The sequence below is a fragment of the Brevundimonas sp. UBA5936 genome (genome assembly GCA_002430835.1).
Lineage (GTDB): Bacteria > Pseudomonadota > Alphaproteobacteria > Caulobacterales > Caulobacteraceae > Brevundimonas.
In genome coordinates, this window is the sequence record DJDA01000011.1 from 1 (window position 1) to 26,616 (window position 26,616).

A 26,616-nucleotide genomic window follows, 5' to 3' on the forward strand; every position below is an offset into this window, starting at 1 on the left:
TCTTCCAGATCTATGTCGTCGAAGCTGGCCCGGCCGCCGGGACCGCCCTCGCCGCGCCCGCCGAAGCCGAAGCCCCCGAAACCGCCGCCGCCCGGCCGTCCGCCCTGCGCCCCGCCGCCGAAGCCGCGACACAGCTCGCGGCCGTCGGCGTCGATCTCGCCGCGATCATATTTGGCGCGTTTCTCGGCGTCGCCCAACAGGTCGAAGGCGGCGGTGATGCGTTTGAACCGTTCCTCGGCGGCCTTGTCGCCGGGATTCTTGTCGGGGTGCAGTTCCTTGGCCAGCTTGCGGAACGCCTTCTTGATCTCGTCCGCGCTCGCGCCCTTGGAAACGCCCAGTTCCTGATAGGGATCGCCAGCCAATTTTCGCTCCACTCGGATCAATACGGACCAGAGCGTCAGTTAAGCCATGCGCCCGCCCGCCGAAAGGGGCGAGGATGGTTTCCTCATGTTGCAACACCCTCTCCCGGCGGGAGAGGGCTTGAGTGCACGAGAGCCGAAGGCGATCGTTCTGGCGCGACCCGAAGGGCGGCGCGGAGCAGCCAAAGGGTGAGGGGCTTGTCCTTTCAGTCGGCGTCAGCCGTCGCGCCACGGCCTGCGGCCGACTTCAGCCGCGAACCCTCACCCTTTCGCCTTAGCCAATCGCTTCGCTCTTGGAGGCTCAAGCCCTCTCCCAACAGGAGAGGGCCTTGTATCTCACAACCCCGACACCGCCTCCGTCCCCCAGCCATACCCTTCGCCCCACTGCGCCACAGCAACCCGGACGCTCGCCCCAACGCCGCCTGGAAAGTCCGCCGCGACCTCTACCGCGCCATAGACGGCCGCCAGCCCCTCGACCTCCCAAACCCGGCGCACGGCGGCGCCATCCAGCACCCGCACCCGGAAGCGTCTCGGATCGACCTCGGCCGGCTCACCCTCCCAGCCGTCGCCGCTCAGACGCACGCGCGACAACCAGCTCAACCGCCATCCGCCGCCCTCTGGCCTCGCCTTCAGATGCGCCGGTCGCCACGGCGCCGCATTCCGGTTGCCCCACACAAAGCTGACTTCCGTCGTCCCCGCCCCGCCCGGCGGCGTCCCCACAGGCCCAGCCCGCCAGATCCGCGGCAATCCGCGCTCAACCGCATCCACCTCAGCCCGCGCCATGCCGCGCTCCAGCACCACGACCAGCGCCCGCGCTTCCGCCCCGCGCGCCGCCGCGTCCTCTGTCCCCTGCTGCCCGCGCAACAGGCCGCTCAGCCGCCACACATCACCGCCGACCAGTTCGGCCCGGCGGAACTGAACCAGCTCCCACCCGTCCGCACTGCGCACCGCCAGCAGATTGGCGCCCGACAGCACCGCCTCGGCCGCCCGGCTCTGCGGCGCCTGCCCCTCGATCCGCACGTTCAGCACGCCCGTCTCGTCCCAGCGCCCGACCACGCCGGGCCGCAGCGGCGCCGTCAGCGTGCCCACCGTCGCGGGCGTCTCCACCACCGCCCTCTGCGTCAGACTGTCGACCGAGGCCCCGCCATGCAGCGCCATCGGCGTCCACGGCTCCGCCGCCGCTACGACGACAGGACGCCCGTCCGCCTCCTCGCCCGGCAGAGGCGGCAGGTCCAACAGCATCAGGAACGGCGCCCCCGGCGTTCCCGCCCCGCCGCCGTCTCCGCGCCAATCCTCGGGCACGTCCACAACGACCACCTCGACCATCGGGGTCAAGGTCGCGCTGGGCGTCTCGTCCCAGTCCAGCCGCTCGACGCGCCAGTCGCCCGCACGCCCCTCCACCGCCGTCACATCCCCCGGCTCCAGCCTCAGCGCCTCCAGCGGCCCCAGCTTCACCGTCAGTCGCTCGGCCGCCTCGCCCGCCAACAGCCGCTTCGCCGCCGCCGTCGCCAACCCGACCCCGACCACGGCGGGCAGGGCCGCATCCACGCCCCCGCCCTCGCCGTCGCCGCGCACCGTCACCGCGCCCAGCTGATAGTCCGCCGCCTCATCGATAAACCGCAGCCGCGCCGCACCGGGCCGAGGCGTCAGCCGCCGATCCGCCGCCGCGCTCCCGCCCTTGTCGGGCAGGGCCAGCGCCGCCTGATCCAGCGTCACCTCCCGCGCCGTCTCGCCCAGTACGGCCACCCGACCATCCCGCTCGGCCGTCGTCGCCCCCAGCGCCTGCACCAGCGGCGCCAGCGCATCCTTCGTCGCCATCGGCCGGTCGATGACATAGCCCGTCACCCCGCCGTCCACCGCCCCGATCGTGAAGTCCGTCTCGTTCAGCCCGCCGCGCTTCAGAATGGCCTCGATCAGCCCGCGCGCATCGCCGCCCATCCGCCCGTTCAGCCAGTGCCCTGTGCGCCAGGCGCCCGCGTCGGCCCACACCTCGCCCAGCGCCGGAAACGCCGGATAGGGCCGCACGTCCCAGCACCAGACATCCGCACCCTGCAGCATCGGCCCGCCATAGACGCCCGAGATCGGATTGTTCACCGGCTGCGCATAGTGCCCCAGCACCGCCTCGATCAGCCGCCGCTGCATCCGGTCGTCGCGGGCGCCCGTAGAATGCGGCGGCAGGGCGTTCTCGCTGCTCTTCGGATCCTGAAACAGGTTCGGCGCATTGCCCCCGCGATCCACCGCCGCACAGCCGAACTCGGTCAGCCGGATCGGCTTCATCCCCGGAACCCAGGCCGTCGGCGCCGCCTGCCGCACCCCGCCCACGCGCTCATGATGGCGGTTCGACCACCAGCCCTTCAGATCCTTGTAGCGCCAGATCCAGTCCTCGCCGTGAGCGCCGTCCTCGATCGGCGTGCGCCGCTGCGCCGCCCGATCCGCCGCGCTGGCGTAGAACCAGTCATACCCCTCGCCGCCCGCAACCTGCGCCGCCAGATAGGCCGGGTCCGACGGCCCCTTGAAATCTTCGGCGTCCCGCCCGCCGGCGCCCCCGCGCCAGTCGCCCATCGGCGGATACCAGTCGATGCCGACGTAATCGATGTTCGGGTCCGTCCACAGCGGATCGAGATGAAACCGAACCTCTCCGTCCCTCTGCCAGCCGAAATACTCCGACCAATCTGCGGCGTAGCTCAGCTTGACCCGCGACCCGACCACCGCCCGGCATTCCGCCGCCAATGCCCGAAACTGCGCCACCGCCGGAAAGCCCCCGTCCGCATCGCGCGTCCCCGTCAGCCCCCGCATCTCCGAGCCGATCAGCAGGCCGTCCGCCCCCTCATCCGCCGCGATCCGGGCATAGTGCAGCGCCAGCCGCCTCAGCCCCCAACCGCCCGCCGTCCCGAACAGGGCCGCGACCTCCGCCGTCGCCCCCGCCCCGTCCGTCCCCGTGATCCGCCCCCGCCACGGATAGCCGGGGCAGTCCATGAAGACGAAGGGATACAGCGTCACCTCCAGCCCGCGCGCCTTCAGCGCCCGGATCGCCTGACGCACGCTCTGGTCCGACGGCGTGCCGCCATAGGCCGGCCCTTCACCGCCTTCTCCATCGTCGACCCGGCTGATCAGATGCGCGTCCGCGCGCGTCATCCCCGCCACGCCCCAGACCAGCGGTTGTGTCGGCTTGTCCCGCCGCTCCACCCCCGGCCGGATGCGGCAATGGCCCATCCGCAAATCATCGCCGAACCAGCCGACCACCAGACTGACCCGCTTCAACCTCGGCGCCTGCGCCATCAGCTGATCCAGCGAAGCCTCCAGATCCGTCTGACCCGCCGTCAGATGCACGTTCTCCGGCGTGGATTTCGCCAGCCCTTCGCGCCGCATCACCGGCTCGGTCGCCAGGCAGAACTCCCCCGCGCCGGGGATCAGGCAAACGCCCTCCAGCCGGTCCTCCAGTTGCGGCGCCGCCCCCTGCGGCCGCCGGAACACCTCGAACGCCAGCTGCGGCGGCCGGTCGCCATAGGCGTCCAGCGGCAGATCCTCGAACACCACATAGGCCGTGCCGCGATAGGCGGGCGCCCGCCCCTCCACCGCCTCGATCAGCGGGTCGGGAGTCTGACCCTCGGTCCCGCGATGCAGCCGCATCGTCACGCCCGCCATATCCATCGGCTGCCCGTCCGCCCACACCCGCCCGATCCCGTCGATCGGCCCCTCGCATAGGGCCACGGCGAAGCTCAGCGAATAGGCGTAGTCGACCGTCTTCTGGCCGCCCTTGCCGCCCGACCGCTTCTCCTTCCTCTCCAGAAAGCGCGCGGCCCAGATCACCTGCCCGACCACCCGCGCCCTTCCGAAGACACAGGCCATCGGCGCCCCCTCGGCCGAGGATTGCAGCTTCAGCCCCTCCAGCCTCGGCCCGACCTGCCGCGCGGGCGACAGGCCGGCGATCAGCCAGCTATCCGTCGCCCGCCCCAGAACCCCGCCGATAAAGCCCCCGATCGGTCCGCCCAGCGCCGACCCGATGCCGCCCAGAACGACCTGCGCCATGCCTGCTCCTTCTTAGAAATTCGGCCAGCGAAACGCCGCGACCAAGCGCCTGCGCCACCACGCCCCCATCCAGCTCTCGACCACCGACCGCCCCCAATAGGCGTGGATCATTCGCCGCTCCGGCCCCTCGACCGCGCTCAAGACCGCGCAATGCTTGGCCGGACAGCCCGCCGCCATGCGGAACAGCAGCACATCGCCCAGCCCCGCCTGCTCCGGCGCGATCTCCACCAGCCGCCGCCGCGCCGCCGCCCACAGCGTCTCCTCGCCCCCGACCTCGGCCCAGTCGGGTCGATAGGGCGGCGGCGCCTCCGGCTCCCCGCCGACCACCTCGCGCCACACCCCGCGCACCAGACCCAGACAGTCCGCCCCCTCGCCCCTCACGCTGGCCTGATGCCGATAGGGCGTCCCCAGCCACCCCCGCGCCGCCGCCACGACCCGCCCGCGCCACGCCTCTCCCTCCCCTTCATGGGGAGGGTGGTCGCGGAGCGACCGGGTGGGGAGGGCCAGACGATCCGGCGCCAGCGCCTGAATAGAGGCGCCGCCCCCACCCGGCTTCGGCTCCGCCTCAGCCACCCTCCCCAAAATGGGGAGGGAGAATTCCTGCGCCCCGCCTCTCATCGCCTGCGGCTCCGCCCGTCATTGCGTCCCGCCACCGGCCGCGCCGTCAGGAAGTCCTCGCCCGGAATGTCCGGAAAGCCCTGGAAATTGACCCCATTCCCGAACACCCCCGTGCAGGTCGCCCACCGCTTGTCGCAACTGCGCCCGGCGACCGCCGCCGCATCCAGCCCGCAATGCCCATCGCCCAGCACCGCGTCGCAGCCCCGGCCATAGGACCGCCCAACCACCCGCTCCAGCGCCGCCATCGGCCCGTCCAGATCGGCGACAAAGCGCCCGTTCTCGCGCCGAATCCGCGCCAGCCGCCCCTTCCACAGCCGCACCCTCAGGTCCGGCCGCATCCAGTCCACGCGCCACAGCTCGACCTCGGCGGCGTCATACCGCCCCGCCGCTATGTCCTCTTCGGTGATCGCCGCATCATCCAGCCCGCCCGACGCCGACAGCGCCCCCGCCGCCAGCCCGACCTCGCCATCGCCCGCCCCGCCGGTCCAGCCGCTGGCCGCCCGGCACGCCACGCCCTCAACCTCCAGATCGCGGTCATGGTCGGTAAAGCCCATCGCCCGCCCGTCCGCCCGCCTCAGCAGCCAGACATGGCACAGCGTCGCCGCGCCGCTCTCGATACGAGCGGCCAGTTCGTCCGGAACATTCCGCATGGCTCAGACCCGCACCTCGATCAGCGGCATGGCGACCATCCGCCCGGCGCCGAAACTCTCCAGCGTCACCTCCATCCGGTCCGCGTCGAACCGCACCGGCACGTCGAAGGCGAAGCCCGCCGTCACCGCCGCGCCCTTGGGCGGCGCCGTCGCCAACGTCACCCGTCCCGTGACCGCATCCAGGTTGAAAGCCGCCGTCTCCATGCCCGCCACGGCCACCCGCACCGATCCCTCGACCGGCTTGGCGATGAAGCGTCGATGATCCCCGTAAGCCTTGCTCAATTGAAAGACGCGCGCCTGCCCGTCCCCCGTCCCGATCACCTGATCCAGCGGCGTCACGGCCGCCCCCGGCGCCCCGCTCCTGAAGTCCGCAAAGTCGCGAAACCGGAACCCGTGCAGCCGCCCGCGCCGCGCTTCGAAAAACGCCGTCAGCGCCGCCATGTCGTCCAGCGACCGCAGCCCCGCCCCGATCAGATAGCGCCTGCGCCCGTCCGCCCAGGGCGTCGAGCGGCGCTCGAACCCCGAGGCCAGCGTCGTGATCTCCGTCCTCCGCTCGACCCCGCCGGTCGAGCCGAACGCCAGCCGCGCGGGCAGGCGCACCTCATGAAAGGCCATGCGTCCTCGCTACTTTGATGTGGATTGCGTCCCGGCGCGGGACAGATTGCGAACGTTTCGCGAAAAACTTCGCCGAGCGTCAGTCTTCGGGTTGTCCGAACGGCCAGGCTCAGCCATGCTTTCGCCACATCACGGCGAAGCCGTTCAACAACAGGAGATCCGCGTGCGCGGCGAAATTCTCAGCTATGACGACACTTCGGGCACGGGCCTGATCAGCGGCGACGACAGCATCCGCTACGGCTTCACCCGCGCGGACGTCCAGGCTGGCGGAACCGTCGCCGTCGGCGCCCGCGTCGACTTCGTGCCGGAAGGCATGGAAGCGACCCAGATCATGATCCTGGCCTCCACGGCCCCGGCCGCCGCCTTCGGTCAGGCCGCCGCCTCTTCGACGGGCGGCGCCCCGCTCGGCGCCTATGACTTCGCCACGGCCATGCTGTCCTTCAACGGCCGCCTGCGTCGCCAGCACTTCTGGATCAGCTGGCTGATCCTGCTGGGCGCCGGCGTGGTGCTGGGCTGGATTCCGATCCTCGGCGCCCTGCTGTCCATCGCCATGATCTGGCCGAACCTGGCCATCACGGTGAAGCGTCTGCACGACATGGGCAAGTCGGGCTGGCTCGCCGTCATCCCCTGGGTCGCCAACATCGTCGGCTTCATCATGATCATCGGCGCCGTCGGCACGGCCATCATCACCAATCCCCAAGCTCTCGAAAGCGAAGACCCCGCCGTGGCCCTGTCCATGCTGGGCTCGATGATGGGCGGCCTCAGCATCATGCTGCTGGTCGGCCTGGGCTTCCTGCTCTGGATCGGCATCACCGACAGCCAGAAGGGCGACAACAAGTTCGGCCCCAACCCCAAGGGCGAATAAGTTCTGAAGGGCGCTCTCCGGAGCGCCCTTTTTTGTTGCGCTATCCTCGGCGCGCAGCGCCTGTTCAGCGCGCGCCCAGGGCCGCCGCCCGCGCCAGCATCCGGGCGATCTGCGTCTCCGAGCGCAGCAACCCCTCGGCTCCGCCGTCCACCGTGACGTTCACCGTCACCCCGCCCCCCGAACCAGAGTGACCGCCCATCGGCTCGATCGTCCCCGCACTCGCCGGGCGAAACACCTCTGGCCCGCGCTCCCCGACCAGATAGGCCCCGCCGCCCAGCACCGGCCCGCCGTCCGCCCGCCCCCCCCCGAGCCCGCCCAGCGCCGCAGCAATCGCCCCTGACAGCCCCCCGCCGCGCGCGCCCGCCGCCGAATTGACCGCGTTCAGCACCGCCCGCGCCAGTTCGGCCAGCGTCACCTCTCCGTCCGCCGCCGCCCGCGTCAGCGACCGCGTGAGGCTGGCCCCCGCGCGCCCGAAGGCGTCCTCGATCGAGGCCGCAGCCCGCTCCGCCGGCTCCTTCAGCGCCTCTAGCGCCGCTGCGGCCTCCGCCGCCTTCACCGGCACGGCGTCGATCCCGTCCGGCCTGAAACTGTCAGTCATCCGGCCACATCTCCTGCATCCGCTCCAGTTCGCCCCGTCCCAGCGGCGCCGCCTGAACCGGTCCCGCCGTCAGCATCCGCCACTCCTTGAGCGACAGCCGCCAGAAGCCCTCCGGCCCCACGCCCAACCGCGCCGCCGCCTGCATCATCTCTCCCCACGGAGTCCTCACGCCGCCGCCGCAAAGGCCTTCGCCACCGCCTCCGCCGCCTCACGCGGATCGACCGGCGCGCTCGCCAGCCCCTCCGCCAGCGCAACCTCGCCCCCGCCGCGCAACAGCGCCGTCAGCACCACCATCAGATCGCGCGCCGACAGCGCCTTCATCCGCTCGGCCAGCGCCGCCATCCCGGCGACGCCCAGCCCGGTCTCGATCTCGGCCAGCGCCCCCAGCGTCAGGCACAACTTTCGCTCCACCCCCGCCAGCCTCGCCACGACCTCGCCCCGCACGCCGTTGATCATTGCGCCTTCTTTCTCCCTCCCCGTCCCGGGGAGGGTGGTTGAGCCCGGCAGGGCGAAACCGGGTGGGGGCGGCAAGGCTATTCAAGCGCCGCGCCCCAATCACCCGGCCCTCCCCACCCGGTCGCCATCGCGACCACCCGCCATTCACACCGCGCTGAACGTCACTTCGCCCGCGCTGGCCAGGCTCAGTGCAAAGCTGGCCTCACCCTCATGCTCGCCGGCGTATTCCAGCGCCGCGACCAGAAACGGCCCCTCCAGCACGCCGAAATCCGGCACGATCAGCCGCCACGTCTTCGCCGACTGCTCAAAGAAGGCCTCGCGGATCAGGGCGTCCGACGCCGCATCGCGGAATATCCCCTGCCCCGACACCGCCGCCGACTTCACGCCCGCCCCCGCCAGCAGTTCGCGCCACCGCCCGGCGCTGTCGCTGTCGGTCGCATCCACCGTCCTGGCGTTCAGCGAGATCGTCCTCGCCCTCAGCCCCGCCACCGTGGTGAAGGCGCCGCCCGCGCCCTCGATCTTCAGCAGGATGTCCTTGCCCCGTTGCGCCGCCATCTTTCCTCGCTTCGTTTTCCAGAACCCGCGCGTCCCTCTCCCTCCCCTTCATGGGGAGGGTGGCCGAGCCGCAGGCGAGGCCGGGTGGGGAGGGCCAGGCCATTCACACGCCGCACCCTGATCGCCCCGCCGCCCCCACCCGGTCGCTATCGCGACCACCCTCCCCATGAAGGGGAGGGAGAGGCGCCGCGCTAAACCTCTTCCGTCACCGCCCGCAGCCGCATCACCGCCCACGCCCGCTTCAGATCCGGGCTGCGGAACAGGTCCGTAAACGTCACCGCCACGCTGACCGCCTTCACCCCATCCGCCTCCAACGGCGCATCGGCGACCCGCGCCCGCACCGCAGCCGCCACGGCCCGCGCCTCCTCCAGCCCCCTGAACCGGCTGGCGCAGGTCAAGGTCAGCCGCTGCTCCACCCCGCCGCCGTCGGCGTTCAGCGGCCGGCTCTCGCACCGCCCGATCAGTAGGTGCGGAAACCCCGCCCCGGACGGAGCTTCATCCCAGACCCGCACCGGATCGCCCAACAACGCCTTCAGCACCCCGTCTCCGCCCAGATGCGCGATCAACGCCTTCACCAGCGCTCCTTCATGATCCTTCATCGCGCCCGCTCCAGGTTCAGCCGCACCCGGCCCGCCGCCTTCGGATCGGCCTCGATCCCGACCACAGCCCAGTCCGCCCCGCCGAAGCGCACGACCAGCCCTTCCTCCAGCCTCGGATCGGCCCGCACGGTGGCGCTCAGCGTCTCCACGCCGCGCGTCACGCCTGCTTCCGTCCGCTCGCGCCGTCTGCGCGCCCCCAGCGCCAGCCACAGCGACCCGACCGGCTCATAGCTGACCACCTGCCCGCCATAGGGCGTCTGCGCCGCCACCGGCCGCACCAGGCTGGCGACCACCTTCATCGCGCCCGCGCTCACAGCCGCACCACGCGATAGGGGGCGATCCACCCCTCGACCGGCGCCGCGCTCATCTCGCCGTCGCCGCGCTCATAGGCGCGCATCACCAGCATCATCACCGCCAGCCTCAGCGGCGCCGCAGAGGTCGATGTCAGGCTCAAGCCCGCCTCCCCCTCCACCCGCGCGCGGGCGGCGTCGATCAGCGTCTGGATCAGCGCATCCTCCGCCTCATGCTCGACGCGCAGGAACAGCTTCGCCTCCGTGAGGCTCACGGGTGCGCTCATTCAAATCTCCAGTGTTTTCTATGTCCTTCTCCCGATGGGAGAAGGTGGCCCGAAGGGCCGGATGAGGGTTCCCGGCCGCCGTCGGCGTCAGCCGTCGCGCAGCGGCTCACGCCGACTGAACCGTCAGCCCCTCACCCTTTCACCTTGCGGATCGCCTTCGGCTCTCCGAGGCTCAAGCCCTCTCCCGCCGGGAGAGGGCCCAGCTTCAGCGTTTCTTACGAAGCCGCGAACTTCATCAGCTTGATCGCGTCGAAGTTCTGCACCCCGCCGCCGACACGCTTGGTCGTGTAGAACAGCACATAGGGCTTGGCCGAATAGGGATCGCGCAGCACCCGCACCCCCGCGCGATCCACGATCAGATAGCCGCGCGCAAAGTCCCCGAACGCGATCGACAGACTGTTGGCCGCCACATCCGGCATGGTCTCGATCTCGGTGACCGGATAGCCCAGCAGACTGGCCGTCTCGCCCGGCCGCGTCGCCGGCGACCAGACATAGTTCCCGTCCGCGTCCTTGAACTTCCTCACCGCCGAAACCGTGCGTCGGTTCATCACGAAACGCCCGTTCGGCCGATACTGGGCCTTGGGCGCATAGATCAGGTCGATCAGCTTATCGACCGGGCTGGCGCTGGCGAAGGCGCCCGCCGCGCCTGAAGCCACCGTGCCGATCTGGCCCCAGGTCTGCGTCCCCTCGGTCGCCGTCGCATAGGCCAGGAAGCCCTTGGGCTTGTTGACCCCGTCGCCGCTGACGAAGGCCGCCGTCTCCTGCGCCGCGAAGGCGTCCTCGACCTCGGCCGCCAGCCATTCGTCCAGGTCGATCAGGGCGTCGTCCAGCAGGCTCTGCGTCGCCGCCGGACAGGCGTAGAGATCCGCCGAGGAGAACTCCAGCAGCGCCAGCGTCGCCGGATCCGTCTCCGGGCGCGCCGCCGTCTCGGCCACCCAGCCCGCCTGCACGCCCGCCGTCGACACCGGCTTCCTGAACACGCCCGAGCCGACCGTGCGCACCGTGGCGATCTCGCGCATCGGCGACCCGGCCATCAGGCGCCGCTCGATCGCGCGCTCCGTCTCCGGCGGCACGACATAACCCGCCGAGTTCGACGCCGACGACAGCCCCGCCTTCAGCTCCAGCCCGTGCGCCTGACCCGACTTCATATAGCCGTCCCACGCCGCCTTGGCCTCCGGCGCCGCGACCACGGCGGGCGGCTCGGCCCCCAACATCGGACGGCGGCTCTCGCTCAGCGCACGGTCCATGCGCGCCTGCGCGCTGGCCACGGCCTGATCGATGCGCGCCACCTTCTCCTCCAGCAACGCATCGGCGGAAGCCTTCTTTTCGATCTCGTCCAGACGGGCGTCGTTGGCCCCTTTGAACGCCTCGAACGCGGCCATCATCTCATGCATGGCGGCGCGCGCCTCGGGCGTGCCCGAGACGGTCTTGGTCTCTTTCATGGTCTCTCCAGAAAAATGCGCGACCGTCCTGCGGCGCGCCGTCAACCGGGCCAGGCCCGGAACGGGTGCGATCCTTCGTGCATCCGGGGAACCGTGCTACGCCGTCCTCGGATCAAGGGATGGATCAATGTTCAAGATCGCCGTCGCCGCCGTGTCTGCAGCTGGGCTCATGTCATGCACGGCGCATGACGCTTCGGCTCAACGCCTCTCCGCCGCCTCGCCGTCAGAAGCGCCGCGCGTCTCGCCGGACCGGGGCCGCCTTTCGGCCTACACCTCGATCAATCTGCGGATGTTCGAGACCCTCGGCGCCTGCGAGCACCTCAATCGCGACGGCGCCGGCGATCAGGCTTTCTCGGCCCATCTCCGCCGCCACGCCCCGGCCGCCGATCAGGCCGAACGACGCGCCCTCCGCGCGGCCTACGACCGAGGCCGGACGCCCGCCGTCGCCGCCCGCCAGACGGCCGAAACCTGCGCCATCGCCATGCGCGGCTACGACCAGGAAACGCCCGAACTGCACGGCCGCCGCGACGATCGCCCCCTCGCCTCGCCCAAGCTCTGAGCCATGCGGATCGTCTTCCTCTACGGCCCCGTCGGCGCGGGCAAGCTGACCGTCGGCCGCGAACTGGCGCGCCTGACCGGCCTGCCGCTGTTCCACAACCACTTCGTCGTCGACGCCGTCGGCGCCGTGTTCGACTTCGGCTCCGAGCCCTTCATCCGCTTGCGCGAAGCCTTCTGGCTCCAGACCTTCGCCGAGGCGGCCCGCGCCGGGCGCTCGCTCATCTTCACCTTCGCGCCCGAGGCCACGGTGGACCCCGGTTTCCCCGCGCGCGTCCAGGCGGCCGTCGAACCGTTCGGCGGCGTCGTCACCTTCATCGCCCTGGCCGTCTCGCCCGAGGAACAGGAACGCCGGATCGTCCAGCCCAGCCGCGCCGCCTTCGGCAAGCTCCAGTCGGTCGATCTGCTGCGCCGCCTCCGCGCCGAGTTCGACGCCAGTCTGGCCGCCATGCCGCCCGCCGACCTGACCATCGACACCGAGGCCTGCTCACCGCCCCAGGCCGCCGAGCGCATCGCCGCCCATCTGGCCCAACGATAGGCCGTCAGGCGCCCGGCCGCCGCACCCCGAACCGCGCCCCCGGCAGCATCGGAAACGTCACCAGCGACACCTCCCACAGCTCGGCCGCGCTCAGCACCCTTAAGCGCCCCTCGCGCCGCGCCTTCATCGCCCGAAAGCCGATCGACAGCCCGTCCAGCGCCCCGGCCCGCGTCAGGGCGGCCGCATAGCGGGCCTCGGCGGACCAGTCCTCGATCCGCCCCTCGACCCACAGGCCGCGCTCGTCCTCCACCATCCGGTCCCAGGCGCCGACCACCGCGCGGCTCTCATGCTGATGCAGCATCCGCACCCCGCTCGCGCCGGTCTTGGCCAGACTGTCCGCAAACACCCCGCGCGCCGTCACATCCCCGTTCAGGTCCGCAACGCCCCACAGCGAGGCGTAGCCTTGGATAGCGAGCGCCCCTTTCTCCCTCCCCTTCATGGGGAGGGTGGCTGAGCCCGCAGGGCGAAGACGGGTGGGGCCGGCCAGACTATTCAAACGCCGAGCCTGCATCGCCGCGCCCTCCCCACCCGTCGGCTGCGCCGACACCCTCCCCATGAAGGGGAGGGAGAATTCCAGCCGCCATCATTTCTCCTCCAGCCGCCGCTCGATCCGCTCAACGGCCGCGCGCGTCGCTTCGCCCTGCGCCTCCAGCCGCGCCAATCGCTCGGCGACCAGCCTCTGCTCGCCCACGCGCTGCTCCAGCGTCGCGATCCGCGCCGCCGCCCCGCCTGCCCAAACCAGGCCCCCGATAGTCTGCACCAGCAAGGCCGCGATCAGGGCGACGGGCATCTTCTTCATCGCCTCCATCACGCCTCCACCCCGGCCATCCGGCGCCGCTCATCCTCGGTCAGGAAGCTCGCCGCATTCAGCCGCGCCCACAGCGCATCCCGTTCGACCTGCAGGGCCGGAACCGCATCCAGATCCGGCTCGATCCGACAATCGACGAAGCGGCTCCCCAGCCAGCCCGTCATCGCCCCCGCCGCCTTCCGCACCAGCGGGATCACTGTCCCGCGCCAGAAGGCCGCGTTCGCCTCGCGATAGTTGGCGTAGGTCGCATCCCCGGGAATCCCCAGCAGCTGCGGCGGCACGCCGAACGCCAGGGCGATCTCCCGCGCCGCCGCGTGCTTGCCGGCGATGAAGTCCATGTCGTGCGGCGTCAGGCTCATCGGCTTCCAGTCCAACCCGCCTTCCAGCAACAACGGCCGCCCGGCGTTGCGCGCCCCGGCATGGGCCTCGCCCAGCTCCGCCTTCAGCGCCTCGAACTGATCCGCCGTCAGCCGCTCCCCGTCCTTGGCGCCATAGACCAGCGCCCCCGACGGCCGCGCCGCATTGTCCAGCAGCGCCTTGTTCCAGGCCCCCGACGCATTGTGCACGTCGATGGCGAAGGCCGCCGCCTCCAGCGGTGAAAACCCGTAATGATCGTCCGTCGGATGAAACAGCTTCAGGTGCATGACCGGCGACCAGCCGTCGCCATGCCGCCCGATCCGCACCGCGCGCCCGCCGACCGCATACTCATAGGCTTCCGGCCAGCCCGCCCGTCCCGGAACCACCTTCACCCGATCCGGCCTCAGCGCCCACAGCTCGTCCGGCGCCCCGTCCCCGTCGGCGTCGCCGGTCGCCTCGACATAGGCGTTGCCCGCCGTCTGCAGCGCGCCGTACAGCGCCTCCATCAACTCCCCGCCCGACTGCTCGGGATTGGGCTTGTCGATCAGCCGCGCCAGCGGATGCTCCGCGCTCCGCACGCCCCCGACCATCACCATCAGCGGCGTCGAGGCCGCCGCCTCCGCGATCATCCGCACGCAGCGATAGGCCACGGCGTTCTTGCCGAACCCTTCGTCCGCCAGATGGGCGTAGTCGCGCGGCGTCCACCGGGGACGGCCAGCCGAAGTCAGGGCGATCAGCGGCCCGGTACGGCTATCCTTGATTTCGGGCGCAGCAACGCGCCGCCGACCGAAGGGTCGTCGCCAATCCATATGGTTCTCCATGTCCAAACCCTTCTCCCCTTGTGGGAGAAGGTGGCCCGTCAGGGCCGGATGAGGGGTGTCGACGCGAGGTCCGCCTGGAAGCCTCCAGCCTGCTTCCTCGCACCCCTCATCCGTCCGGCTTCGCCGTCCACCTTCTCCCTCAAGGGGAGAAGGAAACCCGCTAAAGCGCCCGCAACCTCGGCTGCGTCTTCCCGGCCAGCAGCAGGTGCGTCAGCGCCCAGACCAGCGCATCCGCCCGATCCGGGCTCTGGCTCCCCGGCGTCTCGCTCCCCAGCGCCATCATCTCTTCCTCCAGCGCCGGAAACGCGCCGCAGTGGACCACCCGCCCCTGCTCGTAGAGCGCCGCCACCGGCTCCGCCCGCGCCTTCTTGCTCCGGCTGGCGTGGACCAGCCTCACCTGCGCCGGACAGTCCGCCTGCCCCAGCAGGGTGCGCACCATCTCCCCGCCCTGATTGGCCTCGGCCAGCACTAGGTCGGCGCCGAACTCCCGCGCCGTCTCGGCCACGCGCCGCGCCCAGCCCGCAGGCGACAGCCCCCGCGCCGAGCGATCCGCCAGCACATAGCCCGTCCTGTCTTTGCGCCCCGCCGCCACGATCCCGCAGGCGTCGCCGTGCGCGCTGGCCGGCGGATCGACCGCCACCACCACCCGCTCGAACCGCGCAGGCCGGTTGCCCCGCGCCCGCGCCAGATCCTCGGCGCGGAACAGGGCGCCGTCGGCCTCGACCACCAGTCCCTCCATCTCCTGCGCCTCCAGCCGCGTCCCGGCGTAGAGCGCCTGCAGATGCCCCAGAAACCCCGGCGCCAGATGGGCCGCATTGTCCTTGGTCGCCAGCCGCGCCTTCACCACCCCCGGCTCGGCCAGCAGCCGCCGCAGCGCCGGGATCGGACGCGGCGTCGTGGTGATCGCCAGCTTGGGATCGGCCCCCAGCCGCAAGCCGAACCTCAGGTTCGACAGCGTCGCCTCGATATTCCTCCAGGCGCAGAACTCATCCGCCCAGGCCGCATGAAACTGCGGCCCGCGCAGGCTGTCCGGGTCTTCCGCCGAAAACGCATAGGCCGCCGCGCCCGAGGGCCAGACCAGCCTGCGCCGCCCCGCCTCCCAGCGCGGCCGGTTGTCGCCCGGCGCCTGCGCCTTCAGCCCCGACGGCCCCTCGACCATCACCTCGCGCACGTCGTGCAGCGCCGGACCCACCAAGGCGAAGGTGCGATCCTTCGCCTTGGCCAGTTCATTCATCCAGAACCCGCCCGCGAAGGTCTTGCCCGACCCGCGCCCGCCCAGCAGCACCCAGGTGCGCCAATCCGTATCAGGCGGCGGCCAGACCTGATCGTCGTTCAGCCTCGGCGTCGCCTTCAGCAGTCGCAGCAGCTCCCCGCGCGTCGCCTGTTCCAGCCGCTGCTGCGCCAAATCCCTTGCGCTCTGCGACCCCGAGAAGATGATCGAGACGAGACTGCAGCTCTGCCCGCACGACCCGTTCTTCGTCATCGGTGATGTCACGATCGTCTTCGCTCATTCCGTCCTCTTCAGGGTCGCGAGGCTTTCGAGGGGGCGAGGCCGCCAGCGCCGCCACCGCCTTGGCCGTGCGGGCCAGCACGCCGATGGCGCGCCCCCGCTTCTCGGCCTCGGCCACATCAGCCGGAGGCTCCGCGGCGGCCACCACGGCGATCGCTTCATCGGTCAGCTGCATCAGCCGCCCCAGCGCCCCATCCAGCCACTGCGCGACCGTCGCCGCCCGCTCCGCCTCGTCCCCTTTTCCCGCCATGACCGAACCATAGCGGACCAGCGTCCTCAGGCTGACAACCAGCCTCCAGAACGTCGCAAAGCCGGGAATTTACAGGGATCGGCGCGCCCGGCTGCGATAGCCGGGACGAGATGGCCTTCGCCTATCCCGCCATCGCGGCCGGCCCGTCGCCCGTCAGCCACCGCGTCAAGGCGGCGGCCAGTTCGGCGATCTGGATCGGCTTGGCCAGGTGTCCGTCCATGCCCGCCTCCAGGCAGCGCGTCACCTGCTCAGCCTGGACGTTGGCGGTCAGGGCAAGGATCGGCGTCCGGCGCCCCGTGCCCGCCTGCATCCGGCGGATCTCGCGCGTGGCCCTCAGCCCGTCCATGACCGGCATGTGCACGTCCATCAGCACCAGGTCATAGGCGCCCGAATGCACGGCGTGAACCGCCTCGGCCCCGTCGGCCACGGCCTCGACCTCCAGCCCCAGATTCCTCAGGATGGCGCTGACCAGTTCGCGATTGGCGGCCGCGTCGTCGGCCATCAGCACCCGGCCGCGGATCGCCGGAACCGCCGCCTGTCCCTGGCGCGTCTCGACCGTTTCATCCTCGGCCTCGGCCACGGCCAACGGCGCCTCGAACCAGAAGGTCGAGCCCTGCCCCGGCGTGCTGTCCACCCCGATCCGCCCGTCCATCAGCTCGACCAGACGGCGTGAAATCGCCAGACCCAGCCCCGTCCCGCCATAGACCCGCGTCGTCGAGGCGTCGGCCTGGGTGAAGCGATGGAACAGCTCATCGACCTTTTCGGCCGGAATGCCGATGCCGGTGTCGCTGACCGCCGCACGCATCCGCCACAGACCGTTGTCGTCGAACCGCCCGTCCAGCGTCAGCGTCACCTCGCCCCGCGCCGTGAACTTCACCGCATTGGACAGAAAGTTCAGCATCACCTGGCGCAGACGCCCCTTGTCGCCGGTCAGGCGCGCGGGCGTATCGGCGGCCACCACCACGCGCAGGATCAGCCCCTTGAGCGAGCACTGGCTCTCGACGATGGCGGCGGCGCCGTCCACCAGGGCCCGCGTGTCGAACGGCTCGGGGTCCATCTCGATCGCGTCGGCTTCCAGCTTGGAATAGTCGAGGATGTCGTTGATGACGCCCAGCAGGGCCTCCGACGCCGTGGCGATGCGCTCGACATAGATGCGCTCTTCCGGCGGCAGATGCTCCGATCCCTGCAACAGGCCGGAGAAGCCGATCACGCTGGTCAACGGCGTCCGCAGTTCATGGCTCATGTTGGCCAGGAATTCGCTCTTGGCCTGAACCGCCGCCTCGGCGGTCTCCTTGGCTTCCAGCACCTCGGCCTCCAGCGCCTTGCGCTGGGTCATGTCGCGGATCACCACCACCACGTCGTCGACATGGCCGTGCTCGTCTCTCAGCGCCTTGAAGGTGCATTCGACCCAGACGGTCTCGCCGTTCTTGTGCACCGCCCGGTGCTCCAGCCGGGTAGGCTCGCCGCTCTTCACCGCCTTGCCGATGGCGCCCAGCACCAGGTGCCGGTCCTCGGGGTGGACATAGTCGGTCGACTGCCCCGTCATCTCTTCAAAGGTCCAGCCCAGAAGCTGCTGGATCGCCGGCGAGATGTATTTGCTCGACCCGTCCATCTTGACCCGCGTGATGACGTCGCCGGTGTTCTCGGCCAGCAGGCGATAGCGACGTTCATTGGTCTGGGCCGCCCGCAGCAGGCCCTCGCGCTCGGTCACATCCTGCATGACGCCGAACATGGCGATCACCCGGCCGGTGGCGTCCTTCTCGGTGGCGCCCTCGGCCGCCACGACGCGCTCGACGCCGTCAGCCCCGACCAGCCTCAGCTTGAAGGTATAGCCCTCGCCCGTCTTCAGCGCCCGCTCGACCAGGCGCTGGATCTCCGCGCGGTCGTCTTCGTGATAGTGGCTGAACACGTCCTCCAGCGTGGGCGAGAAGGCGCCCGGCGCGATCGCATGGATACGGTAGATCTCGTCCGACCAGGTCACGGCCCCGGTCACGACCTCATAGCGCCAGCGCCCGACCCCGACCATGTCCTCGGCCAGCCGCAGCGTCTCCAGGCGCGCCGCCTCCTGGCGCATGGCCTCGGCGTGCTCCATCAGTTCGCCCGCCAGCCCGGCCAGCTCGCGGATCAGCCGCAGCTCCGTCTCGGTCGGCGCCGGACGCGGCTTGACGTCCATCACCCCGATGGCGCCCGCCGCGCGGCCGTCGGCCCCGCGCACCGTGGCCCCCAGGAAGAAGCGCACGCGCGGCTCGCCGACCACCATGGGGTGATCGCGATAAACCGGATGCTCCAGCGCGTCCTCGACCACCACCACGGCGTCGACGCCCATGCCCGCCAGGGTATGGCTGACGCTGCTCATGCGCGGGATGCTGGTCTCGTCCAGGCCTACGCCGGACAGGAAGACGGCCCGTTCCTCGTCCAGCACGGTGATCATGGCGTGGGGCGCGCTGAACGCCGCGCAAGCGATCGCCGTCAGCCGATCGAAGGCGTCACGCCCGCCCGCCGCAGATTTCGATTGTGTCGCGACAATAGCCATTTTCGCCCCCACCCTGGCCCGCCTCCAACGAATTATTCGTTAGCGACGCCCCGTTCGCCCATCCATTCCGGCGCTTCGAAGTCCAGCGCGTCCTCCGGCTCCTTCAACGCCAGTTCCGAAATCGTCTGGCGCCGCACCGACACCCCGGCCGTGTGCACCGTCTCCGGATCGCCCGACACCAGCGGATGCCACCAGGCCAGCGTCCGCCCTTCATCCAGCCGGCGATAGGCGCACGACAGCGGCATCCACTTCAGCCGCTCGATGTTGTCCGGCGTCAGCTGCACGCAGTCCGGCACCTCGGCCTGGCGCTGGGCGTAGTCGGTACAGGTGCAGCGGTCCGGGTCGAACAGCTTGCAATGGACGTGCGTCGGAATGATCTGGCCCGTGTCCTCGTCCTCAAACCGGATGACGCAGCACAGGCCGCAACCGTCGCACAGGCTCTCCCACTCGGTCGGAGTCATCTCCGCCAGGGTCTTGGTTTCCCAGAAAGGCTTGGGCGACGAGGAATTCATGGGCGCGCCCTATACGCCCCAAATCCCCGTCTGTCGCGGCTTTCAGTGAGTCACGCTCTTGGAGAAGACGTTGATCACCACCACCCCGCCGATGATCAGCGCCAGGCCGATGATCGCCGGAACGTCCAGCTTCTGCTTGAACAGGAACAGGCCGATCACCGAGATCAGCACCACCCCCAACCCGCTCCAGATGGCGTAGGCCAGCCCCACCGGCATCTGCTTCAGCGCCAGGGTCAGTAGGTAGAAGGCGACGCCGTAACACACCGCCAGCCCCGCCGTCGGCCAGGGCTTGGTGAACTGCTGCGACTGCTGCAACAGGGTCGTCCCCATCACCTCGAAGCTGATCGCGCCCAGCAGGGCCAGCCAGGTCGTCGGGTTCATTCAGCGGCCTCGCCATAGGCGTCCGTCAACAGGCTGCCCGGCGTCAGCAGCGAAAGAAGAGCCTTCCTCTGCTCCGGCGACACCTCATGTGTGCCGAACAGATCGGTCATCCACAGGCCGTCGGCGATCAGTCGCAGCATCAGGGCGTCGTCCTTGCCTGCCAGGTCTTCCGGGTCATCGGCGGCCAGGGTCTTCATCGCCGCACGCCAACGCGGGATTAGGCTGGGCTCTATGGCGCAGGCGGCCAGGGCCGCCCGACCGATGCTGACGTCGCGTTCGGTCGCTGGCCCGTTGACGATCGCCCGCAGATAGGCCCGCGCGTTGCGGCCATAAGGGTTGGGGTCGCGCGCCGCCTCCGCCAGAACCGTCGTCGTCATCTCGATCGCCAGGTAGTCGATCACCCCTTCGAGCAAAGCCAGCTTATTGGGGAAGTGGTGCAGCAAGGCGCCCTTGCTGAACGGCAGACGCGCCACGACCGCATCCAGCGTCACCGCCATCGCTCCCTGGTCGGCGGCGATCTCGATGGCCATTTCTATGATTTGGCGACGGGTGTCTTCGGGCGTGCGGCGGATGGTCTGCGTGTCCATGACGCTTTACATACCAACTGGACGGTATGCGTCAAGCCAAGACTCGCTCAGGCCTGTCTCGCTCTCCGCCGCGCCAGATAGACCCCGACCACTGTCGCCACCGTCAGGATCATGCCCAGGAAGACGGCGCCCAGCCCCATGAAGACCGTGGAGAACAACTGCCCCATGAAGCCCTGCCCCACGGCGATCACCGTCTGCGGCCCGACCTGCCCGTCATAGTCGGCCGAGATCCTGTAGGTTCCGGCTCGTTCGACGCGGAACACGTTGATCGCCTCGCCCTGACGCCCGCCCAGCGTATAGGTGGAGCTTCCCATGGGCGCGCTCACGGCCACCGGCGCGCCGTCCGCCGCCTCGACATGGACGGCCAGACCGGGAACTTGATCGACCGCATAGACCCGGCCGTCGACGACGCTGCGATATTCCAGAAAGACCGTGTGCCGGCCCTGCTCCAGCCGCAGTTCGCGCGCGCCCGGCACGACGATCTGCTCCAGCCCGTCGTCCAGCTTCGACAGTTGCGTGAACAGCACCGCGCCCATGGCCGCGAACCCGCAGATCATAGGCAGCGCCGCCAAGGCGTACCAGCCCCGACCCGGTCCCTTCTTCGCGGCGCGACCGTCTCTTGCCGAGGCGCTCAGATCCATTCCACCCTCCGTCGTCGTCGCCCGCGACTACAGCCCGCCGCCAGGGAAGCGTCAACGCCGATGGCCGAAGCGACGGTCAGTCGCTATATGCGCCCCCATGGCCGCCAGACCCCCCCTTGTCGCTCTCAAAGACGTCCGCCTTCAGGACGGTCCCCGCCCGCTGTTCGACGGCGTCGACATGGCGATGGAGCCGCGCAGCCGCGCCGCCCTGGTCGGCCGCAACGGGGCGGGCAAGTCCACTCTGATGAAGGTGGTCATGGGCCTGATCGAGCCGGACTCGGGCGACCGCTCTGTCCAGGCCGGCACCCGCTTCGCCTATGTCCCGCAGGAGCCGGTCATCACCGGCGAGACCCTGGCCGACTACGCCGCCTCGGGCGAGGCCGAACGCTGGACCGCCGAAAGCTGGCTGGAGACCTTCGGCCTCAACCCGGCCAAGTCCACGCAGGGCCTGTCCGGCGGCGAGATTCGCCGCGCCGCCCTCGCCAAGGCCTTCGCCGAAGAGCCCGACCTGCTGCTGCTGGACGAGCCGACCAACCACCTCGACATCCTGGCCATCGAACTGCTGGAGAACGAGCTGATCCAGGCCCGTTTCGCCCTGCTGGTGGTCAGCCACGACCGCGCCTTCCTGAACCGCGTCACCGACACCGTCCACTGGCTGGAAGGCCGCAAGGTCCGCACCCTCAACAAGGGCTTCGTCGAGTTCGACGACTGGGCCGCCAAGGTCATGGACGAAGAGGCCGAATCCCTGCGCCGTCTGACCAAGCGCATCGAGGCCGAGACCTACACCTTCTACCGCTCCATCACCGCCCAGCGCACCCGCAACGAGGGCCGCGCCCGCGCCCTGCAGCAGATGCGTCTGGACCGCGCCGAACGGGTCAAGGATCTGCCGCGCGAACTGAACCTCGGCGTCGATTCCGGCGCCGTCTCGGGCAAGCTGGTCGCCGACATCAAGAGCGTCAGCAAGGCGTTCGGCGACCGGACCATCTTCAGGAACCTGACCACCCGCATCATCCGCGGCGACCGGCTGGCCATCGTCGGCCCCAACGGCGCGGGCAAGACCACCCTGGTCAAGGTGCTGCTGGGCGAACTGGCCCCGGACGAGGGAACCGTCCGCATGGGCGCCAACCTCGAACCCCTCTACCTCGACCAGTCGCGCGAGGGGCTGAAGTCGGACATGACCCTGTGGGACGCCCTGACGCCGGGCGGCGGCGACTCCATCCTGGTGCGCGGCCGCTCCATGCACGTCGCCGCTTACGCCAAGGACTTCCTGTTCCAGGAAGCCCAGCTGAAGCAGCCCATCTCCACCCTGTCGGGCGGCGAGCGCAACCGCCTGCTGCTGGCGCGCGCCCTGGCCCAACCCGCCAATCTGCTGATCCTCGACGAGCCGACCAACGACCTCGACATGGACACGCTGGAAAAGCTGGAGGAGCTGCTCGAATCCTACGACGGCACCCTGATCCTGGTGTCGCACGACCGTGATTTCGTCGACCGCCTGGCCACCTCGACCATCGCCCTGAACGGCCGCGGCGATGTGGTCGAAACCCCCGGCGGCTGGCAGGACTTCCTGCGTCAGAACCCCGGCTTCCTCGCCCCGCCCCCGACCCACGCCGAGGCCGCTCCCTCCGGGGCGCGTCGGGTCGAGAAGGCCGAGCCTTCCGACCGCGCCCCCAAGAAGCAGGCCAAGCTCTCCTACAAGGACGCCCGCCGTCTCGAAGAAGTCGAAAAGCTGATGGAAACCCTGCCGGTCGAGATCGCCCGACAGGACGCCGTCCTGGCCGATCCCGACCTCTATGCGCGCGACCCGGCCGCCTTCGACCGCGCCATGAAGGCCGCCGAAAAGGCCCGCGCCGAGCTGGAGGCCGCCGAGCTGGACTGGCTGGAGCTGGAAGAAAAGAAGGCCGCCCTGGCGAGCTGACGAACGCGCGGCGCCTCGCCGCACATTCTTCGTCAAATCCCTCCGTATCCGGCCAACCCTTCCGCGATAAGGGCGGAAGCCACGGTTTACATTCGCCCCCGCTTGCCGCCTCATTCCACGCTGGGCGGCGTCGTTCGCGCGCCCGGCTCTCGAGGGGGAGCCGCGTAGACAAACTGGGGGTTTATCCATGAAGAGACTGCTTGTCGTCGCCGCTTCGGCGCTGGCCCTGGCCGGGCCGGCCATGGCGCAAAGCGGAGGCCAGAGCGGGCCTCAGGGCGCGCCGCGCGTCGATGTCGCCGCCGCCGCGAACCGCACCGAAGCCGCCATCCCGCCGCCCGTCATGTCCGAGACCCGCCACACCGGCGTCTTCGGCGGCCAGCGCATCGCCTACCGCGCCATCGCCGGCGAAACCTATCTGAAGGACAAGGAAGGCAAGCCGCTCGCGGCCATGGTCTCCTACAGCTACATCAAGGAAGGCCCGATGGACCCGAACCGCCCCGTCACCTTCCTGTGGAACGGCGGCCCTGGCTCCGGCTCCCTGTGGCTGCACATGGGCGCCTTCGGGCCCAAGCGCGTGGTCGTGCCGTCGGACGCGCGTGACGACGGCGCTGCGCCCTTCCCCATCATCGACAACGTCGACTCCCTGCTGGACGTCACCGACATCGTCTTCATCGACCCGATCGGCACCGGCTTCAGCCGCGCCCTAGGCAAGACCGACCCGGCCGACTACTGGGGCGTGACCAAGGACGCCAAGTCGATCGCCGAGTTCATCCGCCTGTGGCTGAACGAGCATGGCCGCTGGAACGCGCCGAAATTCATCGGCGGCGAGAGCTACGGCACCACCCGTTCGGCGGCGGTGATCAACGAGTTGGAAGGCAGTTACACCGACGTATCGATCAACGGCATCCTGCTGATCTCGTCGATCCTCGACTTCAGCCTGGCCGCCGACGCTCAGGGCAATGAACTGGGCTTCGTCACCACCCTGCCCTCGATGGCGGCCGCCGCCTGGTATCACGACAAGGTGCCGAACAAGCCCGCCACGGTCGAGGAATTCGTCGCCGAGGCCCGCGCCTGGGCCATCGGCCCCTACGCCTCGGCCCTGCTGAAGGGCAACGCCCTGCCCGCCGACGAACGCGCCACGATCCTGCAGCAGCTGTCGCGCTACACTGGCATCTCGCAGACCTACCTGAGCAACGCCAACCTGCGCCTGTCGCCCGGCCGCTTCTACAAGGAGCTGCTGCGGGATCGCGGCCTGACCATCGGCCGTCTGGACGCCCGCTACACCGGCGTCGACTACGACAACGCCGGCGACCGCCCGGACAACGACCCCAGCTTCTACGGCATCGACGGCGCCTATACCGCCGCCATGAACGCCTGGGCGCGCGAAGGCCTGAAGTATTCGCCCGACGTGGTCTACTCCTCGATCGGCGGCACCCGGAACTGGGACTGGAACCTGCCGACCGCCGGGCGCGGCGGCGCGGAATATCTGAACGTGGCCCCCTACATCGGCCGCGCCCTGCGTGAAAACAGCGGCCTGCGCGTCTGGGTGGGCCAGGGCTACTACGACTTCGCCACGCCCTTCTTCGGCGCCGAATACTCGCTGAACCGTCCGGGCTTCCCGACCGACGGCCGCATCGAGTGGCACTACTACCACTCGGGCCACATGATGTACGTGCGCGAGGACGACTTGAAGAAGCTGTCGACCGACATCCGCACCTTCATCCGCAATCGCTGATGATCGCCGCCATCCGCTCCTGCGAGCGGGTGGCGGTCGCTTTCCTGTGGACAACGCAAGACGCTGATCCGCTTCCGCGAATTTCGTCCGCCCACAGATATCCACAGACTTGCCCACCGCGTCCGGGTCGATTCCGCACAGACGCTCCGATTTGGGCGCTTGCCCAATAACGGATTTCGCGGGAACGTCAACAGGCCGAGGGACACGGCGGCGCGGAAATCCGGGGAGACCCGGAGATCAAGCGGACCGGTCCGGCTCTCTGACCCAGGGTTCCAAGCCTCTTCGGAGGACGCGGAAACACCGAAGCAGGGCCCAGGCTCCCGATCCTCTAGCGCCTCGGCGCCGGGATCACGGAGAACCAGGCCGGGATCGACGGACGGCGCGAGGTTCGCCTTGTGGAACGCCGAAGACCAGGGGCCGATGGAACGACAGTCGAACGACGCCGGGTCCGCCCGCCGACGCTAAAGACCGACTTCCGACCCGATAGCGGCCAAGTCCAACCCGGACTTGGCGAGGGGACGCGATCCGCGATCCGACCGGCGACGGTCTGGCTCAAAGGGTTACGTCCCCTCGCTCAATTTCGGCGCATGATTTCCGGGCTGAAATCCCGCCCGGCGACGCCTCGCCGCCTTTCCAAGCGCGGCCCGCCCCCCTACACCCTAGACGTGATGACTCGCGCCCGCCTGCACCGACGCGGCCTGATGGCCGGCGCCCTCGGCCTGACCGCCCTGGGCGCCCTGTCCGCGTGCAGCCGAACCCCGGCCCAGACCGACGAATCCGGCCGGGTGCGCCTGCGGGTGGCCGCAGGCGGTCCGACGGGCGCCCTGCACGGCGGTTTCTACCAGGCCGTCGCGACCGGGGCCTATGAGCGGCGCGGCCTCAACGTCGAGATTCTGGCCGGACCGTCGGGCGCCGACATCCCCGCCCTGCTGGCCGCCAGCGCGGTCGAACTGGCCGTCGGCCGCGACAGCTTCCTGCCCCTGCGGCTGATCGCCGACCGGGCGCCGGTCAAGGCCGTGGCCGCCTTCCTGCAGAAAGATCCCGTCGTCCTGCTGGCCCATCCCGGCCAGGAGCTGGAGGATCTGACCGTCCTGCGCGGCCGCCGCATCCTGATGGAGCCCGGCGACCAGACCGGCTTCTGGACCTGGCTGCGCGCCCGCTTCGACCTGACGTCCGACCAGGCGCAGACCGGCGCCCCCGAGGACAATCTGAAGGCCTTCCGCGAGGATCGCCAAAGCGTGCTGATCGCCCGCCTGACCGACGGCGCGCCCAGCCTGATCGCACGCGAGGTCGGCTTCCAGCCTCTGGTCCTGACCCCGGCCGAGGACGGCTACCCCTCCTATTCCGGCCTGGTGCTGGCGCCCAACGCCTTCGCCCGCGACAACGCCCAGGCCCTGCGCGACTTCATCGCCGCCTCGGTCGAGGGCTGGCGCGACTATGTCCACGGCGACGGGGCCAAGGGCGACGCCCTGATCCGCCGCGCCCACCCCGACCTGCCCCAGCGCGTGCTCGACGCCGCCCGCGCCTCGCTGCGCGCCCAGGCCATGGTCGACGGCGGCGACGCGGCCCTCTACGGCCTGGGAGCCATGACGCCCGAACGCTGGCAGGCCTTCGCCGAGCAAACCCAGGACGCCTATTCCGTCGTCCCCGACTGGCGCGAGGCCTTCACCAGCCAGTATCTGCCCTCGCGCGGCTAAGAGCGCCCGGCGTTAGGCGAGGATTAAGCCGCGCCGCCTAGGGTGTCCGGCTGAACGTCTTCACCTTGCACGAGGCGCCGGTGCCGCGCATCCTGACCATAGCCGCTCTTCTGCCCGCGCTCGGCGCCTCGACAGCCGCCCTGGCCCAGGCCGCGCCGTGGGCCCCGCCGCAGGCTCAGGCGCCCTATCCGCCCGCCGCCTATGATCGCCAGCTGTCCTGGCCGGGCCGCGCCCAGGCCCATCCGTCTAACCAGACGGCCCCCGCCTATCCGGCCGCCCCCGCCGCCGGCTTCCCCCCGCCGCAGGACGCGGCCCACCTCGCGCCGCCACACCGGAAGACCCCACCTCTGAACCCCAGCCACCCCCATATCCCCTATGCCCCCCTCCGCCTCCACAATACAACCCTCTACCAC

General features: G+C 70.2%; 29 protein-coding genes and 1 pseudogene. 7 read left to right on the plus strand and 23 right to left on the minus strand.

Going from position 1 to position 26,616, the window contains the following annotated elements:
• The 5 genes from B2Y21_RS00830 to B2Y21_RS00850 form a co-directional block, all read right to left on the minus strand.
• Positions 1 to 362 (minus strand): DnaJ domain-containing protein (locus B2Y21_RS00830; RefSeq protein ID WP_292056033.1); only part of this gene is annotated, 362 nt, incomplete at its 3' end.
• Between the two features lie 333 nt (positions 363 to 695).
• A complete protein-coding gene (locus B2Y21_RS00835) occupies positions 696 to 4,388 on the minus strand; it encodes a baseplate multidomain protein megatron (RefSeq protein WP_292056034.1) in 3,693 nt (1,230 codons plus the stop codon).
• 12 nt (positions 4,389 to 4,400) lie between these two features.
• Entirely contained in the window at positions 4,401 to 4,820 is a 420-nt protein-coding gene (locus B2Y21_RS00840) for an NlpC/P60 family protein (protein ID WP_292056035.1), read from the minus strand.
• Between the two features lie 182 nt (positions 4,821 to 5,002).
• Positions 5,003 to 5,656, minus strand: a complete 654-nt coding sequence (locus B2Y21_RS00845) for a DUF2163 domain-containing protein (RefSeq protein WP_292056036.1) — start codon at positions 5,654 to 5,656, stop codon at positions 5,003 to 5,005.
• Between the two features lie 3 nt (positions 5,657 to 5,659).
• Positions 5,660 to 6,271, minus strand: a complete 612-nt coding sequence (locus tag B2Y21_RS00850) for a DUF2460 domain-containing protein (RefSeq protein WP_292056037.1) — start codon at positions 6,269 to 6,271, stop codon at positions 5,660 to 5,662.
• 163 nt (positions 6,272 to 6,434) lie between these two features.
• On the opposite strand from B2Y21_RS00850, the gene B2Y21_RS00855 reads away from it, so the two are divergent.
• Positions 6,435 to 7,136, plus strand: a complete 702-nt coding sequence (locus tag B2Y21_RS00855; protein WP_292056038.1) for a DUF805 domain-containing protein — start codon at positions 6,435 to 6,437, stop codon at positions 7,134 to 7,136.
• Positions 7,137 to 7,200: 64 nt separating this feature from the next.
• Here B2Y21_RS00855 and B2Y21_RS00860 read toward each other — a convergent pair whose 3' ends face one another.
• The 8 genes from B2Y21_RS00860 to B2Y21_RS00895 form a co-directional block, all read right to left on the minus strand.
• Complete coding sequence (locus B2Y21_RS00860) at positions 7,201 to 7,734, minus strand: phage tail tape measure protein (RefSeq protein ID WP_292056040.1); 534 nt, start codon at positions 7,732 to 7,734, stop codon at positions 7,201 to 7,203.
• On the minus strand, positions 7,727 to 7,903 hold the full coding sequence (locus B2Y21_RS00865; RefSeq protein ID WP_292056042.1) for a phage tail assembly chaperone: 177 nt from the start codon (positions 7,901 to 7,903) through the stop codon (positions 7,727 to 7,729). The genes B2Y21_RS00860 and B2Y21_RS00865 overlap by 8 nt, the downstream gene beginning before the upstream one ends.
• The gene (locus B2Y21_RS00870; RefSeq protein WP_292056044.1) at positions 7,900 to 8,190 is read right to left on the minus strand and encodes a GTA-gp10 family protein; all 291 of its coding nucleotides are present in this window, start codon (positions 8,188 to 8,190) and stop codon (positions 7,900 to 7,902) included. The genes B2Y21_RS00865 and B2Y21_RS00870 overlap by 4 nt, the downstream gene beginning before the upstream one ends.
• 144 nt (positions 8,191 to 8,334) lie before the next feature.
• The gene (locus B2Y21_RS00875) at positions 8,335 to 8,745 is read right to left on the minus strand and encodes a phage major tail protein, TP901-1 family (RefSeq protein ID WP_292056045.1); all 411 of its coding nucleotides are present in this window, start codon (positions 8,743 to 8,745) and stop codon (positions 8,335 to 8,337) included.
• Between the two features lie 191 nt (positions 8,746 to 8,936).
• On the minus strand, positions 8,937 to 9,344 hold the full coding sequence (locus B2Y21_RS00880; protein WP_292056046.1) for a DUF3168 domain-containing protein: 408 nt from the start codon (positions 9,342 to 9,344) through the stop codon (positions 8,937 to 8,939).
• Positions 9,341 to 9,658, minus strand: a complete 318-nt coding sequence (locus B2Y21_RS00885; protein ID WP_292056048.1) for a phage head completion protein — start codon at positions 9,656 to 9,658, stop codon at positions 9,341 to 9,343. Before B2Y21_RS00885 ends, B2Y21_RS00880 begins: the two co-directional genes overlap by 4 nt.
• On the minus strand, positions 9,655 to 9,921 hold the full coding sequence (locus B2Y21_RS00890; RefSeq protein ID WP_292056050.1) for a head-tail connector protein: 267 nt from the start codon (positions 9,919 to 9,921) through the stop codon (positions 9,655 to 9,657). Before B2Y21_RS00890 ends, B2Y21_RS00885 begins: the two co-directional genes overlap by 4 nt.
• Before the next feature lie 215 nt (positions 9,922 to 10,136).
• Positions 10,137 to 11,363, minus strand: coding sequence for a phage major capsid protein (locus B2Y21_RS00895; protein ID WP_292056052.1), 1,227 nt, complete (start codon positions 11,361 to 11,363; stop codon positions 10,137 to 10,139).
• Between the two features lie 127 nt (positions 11,364 to 11,490).
• Between B2Y21_RS00895 and B2Y21_RS00900 the strand changes: the two genes are divergently transcribed.
• Both B2Y21_RS00900 and B2Y21_RS00905 read left to right on the plus strand, forming a co-directional pair.
• On the plus strand, positions 11,491 to 11,922 hold the full coding sequence (locus B2Y21_RS00900) for a hypothetical protein (protein WP_125901766.1): 432 nt from the start codon (positions 11,491 to 11,493) through the stop codon (positions 11,920 to 11,922).
• A gap of 3 nt (positions 11,923 to 11,925) precedes the next feature.
• Entirely contained in the window at positions 11,926 to 12,456 is a 531-nt protein-coding gene (locus B2Y21_RS00905) for a shikimate kinase (protein ID WP_292056057.1), read from the plus strand.
• 4 nt (positions 12,457 to 12,460) lie between these two features.
• On the opposite strand, the gene B2Y21_RS00910 is transcribed toward B2Y21_RS00905, so the two are convergent.
• The 10 genes from B2Y21_RS00910 to B2Y21_RS00955 form a co-directional block, all read right to left on the minus strand.
• On the minus strand, positions 12,461 to 12,895 hold the full coding sequence (locus tag B2Y21_RS00910; protein WP_292056060.1) for an HK97 family phage prohead protease: 435 nt from the start codon (positions 12,893 to 12,895) through the stop codon (positions 12,461 to 12,463).
• Between the two features lie 144 nt (positions 12,896 to 13,039).
• On the minus strand, positions 13,040 to 13,255 hold the full coding sequence (locus B2Y21_RS00915; RefSeq protein ID WP_234288076.1) for a hypothetical protein: 216 nt from the start codon (positions 13,253 to 13,255) through the stop codon (positions 13,040 to 13,042).
• An 8-nt stretch (positions 13,256 to 13,263) separates the two neighbouring features.
• Positions 13,264 to 14,442, minus strand: coding sequence for a phage portal protein (locus B2Y21_RS00920; protein ID WP_292056062.1), 1,179 nt, complete (start codon positions 14,440 to 14,442; stop codon positions 13,264 to 13,266).
• Between the two features lie 160 nt (positions 14,443 to 14,602).
• Positions 14,603 to 15,847, minus strand: a complete 1,245-nt coding sequence (locus B2Y21_RS00925; RefSeq protein WP_292056064.1) for a DNA-packaging protein — start codon at positions 15,845 to 15,847, stop codon at positions 14,603 to 14,605.
• Positions 15,747 to 16,202 carry a hypothetical protein gene (locus tag B2Y21_RS00930; RefSeq protein WP_292056066.1) on the minus strand — a complete coding sequence of 152 codons (456 nt, stop codon included), beginning with the start codon at positions 16,200 to 16,202 and terminating at the stop codon, positions 15,747 to 15,749. Before B2Y21_RS00930 ends, B2Y21_RS00925 begins: the two co-directional genes overlap by 101 nt.
• 121 nt (positions 16,203 to 16,323) lie before the next feature.
• Positions 16,324 to 18,735, minus strand: a complete 2,412-nt coding sequence (locus B2Y21_RS00935) for a PAS domain-containing protein (protein ID WP_292056068.1) — start codon at positions 18,733 to 18,735, stop codon at positions 16,324 to 16,326.
• A 32-nt stretch (positions 18,736 to 18,767) separates the two neighbouring features.
• A complete protein-coding gene (locus B2Y21_RS00940) occupies positions 18,768 to 19,247 on the minus strand; it encodes a YcgN family cysteine cluster protein (protein WP_292056070.1) in 480 nt (159 codons plus the stop codon).
• Between the two features lie 42 nt (positions 19,248 to 19,289).
• Positions 19,290 to 19,628: a DMT family transporter gene (locus tag B2Y21_RS00945; protein WP_292056073.1), complete on the minus strand. Its 339-nt coding sequence runs from the start codon at positions 19,626 to 19,628 to the stop codon at positions 19,290 to 19,292.
• On the minus strand, positions 19,625 to 20,215 hold the full coding sequence (locus B2Y21_RS00950) for a TetR/AcrR family transcriptional regulator (protein ID WP_200168844.1): 591 nt from the start codon (positions 20,213 to 20,215) through the stop codon (positions 19,625 to 19,627). Before B2Y21_RS00950 ends, B2Y21_RS00945 begins: the two co-directional genes overlap by 4 nt.
• Before the next feature lie 47 nt (positions 20,216 to 20,262).
• Entirely contained in the window at positions 20,263 to 20,856 is a 594-nt protein-coding gene (locus B2Y21_RS00955; RefSeq protein WP_292056077.1) for a hypothetical protein, read from the minus strand.
• A 97-nt stretch (positions 20,857 to 20,953) separates the two neighbouring features.
• Between B2Y21_RS00955 and B2Y21_RS00960 the strand changes: the two genes are divergently transcribed.
• The 4 genes and pseudogenes from B2Y21_RS00960 to B2Y21_RS00975 form a co-directional block, all read left to right on the plus strand.
• A complete protein-coding gene (locus B2Y21_RS00960) occupies positions 20,954 to 22,771 on the plus strand; it encodes an ABC-F family ATP-binding cassette domain-containing protein (protein WP_292056079.1) in 1,818 nt (605 codons plus the stop codon).
• Between the two features lie 187 nt (positions 22,772 to 22,958).
• On the plus strand, positions 22,959 to 24,506 hold the full coding sequence (locus B2Y21_RS00965) for a S10 family peptidase (protein WP_292056081.1): 1,548 nt from the start codon (positions 22,959 to 22,961) through the stop codon (positions 24,504 to 24,506).
• Positions 24,507 to 25,174: 668 nt separating this feature from the next.
• Positions 25,175 to 26,203: an ABC transporter substrate-binding protein gene (locus tag B2Y21_RS00970; RefSeq protein WP_292056083.1), complete on the plus strand. Its 1,029-nt coding sequence runs from the start codon at positions 25,175 to 25,177 to the stop codon at positions 26,201 to 26,203.
• A gap of 80 nt (positions 26,204 to 26,283) precedes the next feature.
• A pseudogene (locus tag B2Y21_RS00975) lies at positions 26,284 to 26,616 on the plus strand (hypothetical protein); the annotation flags it as partial.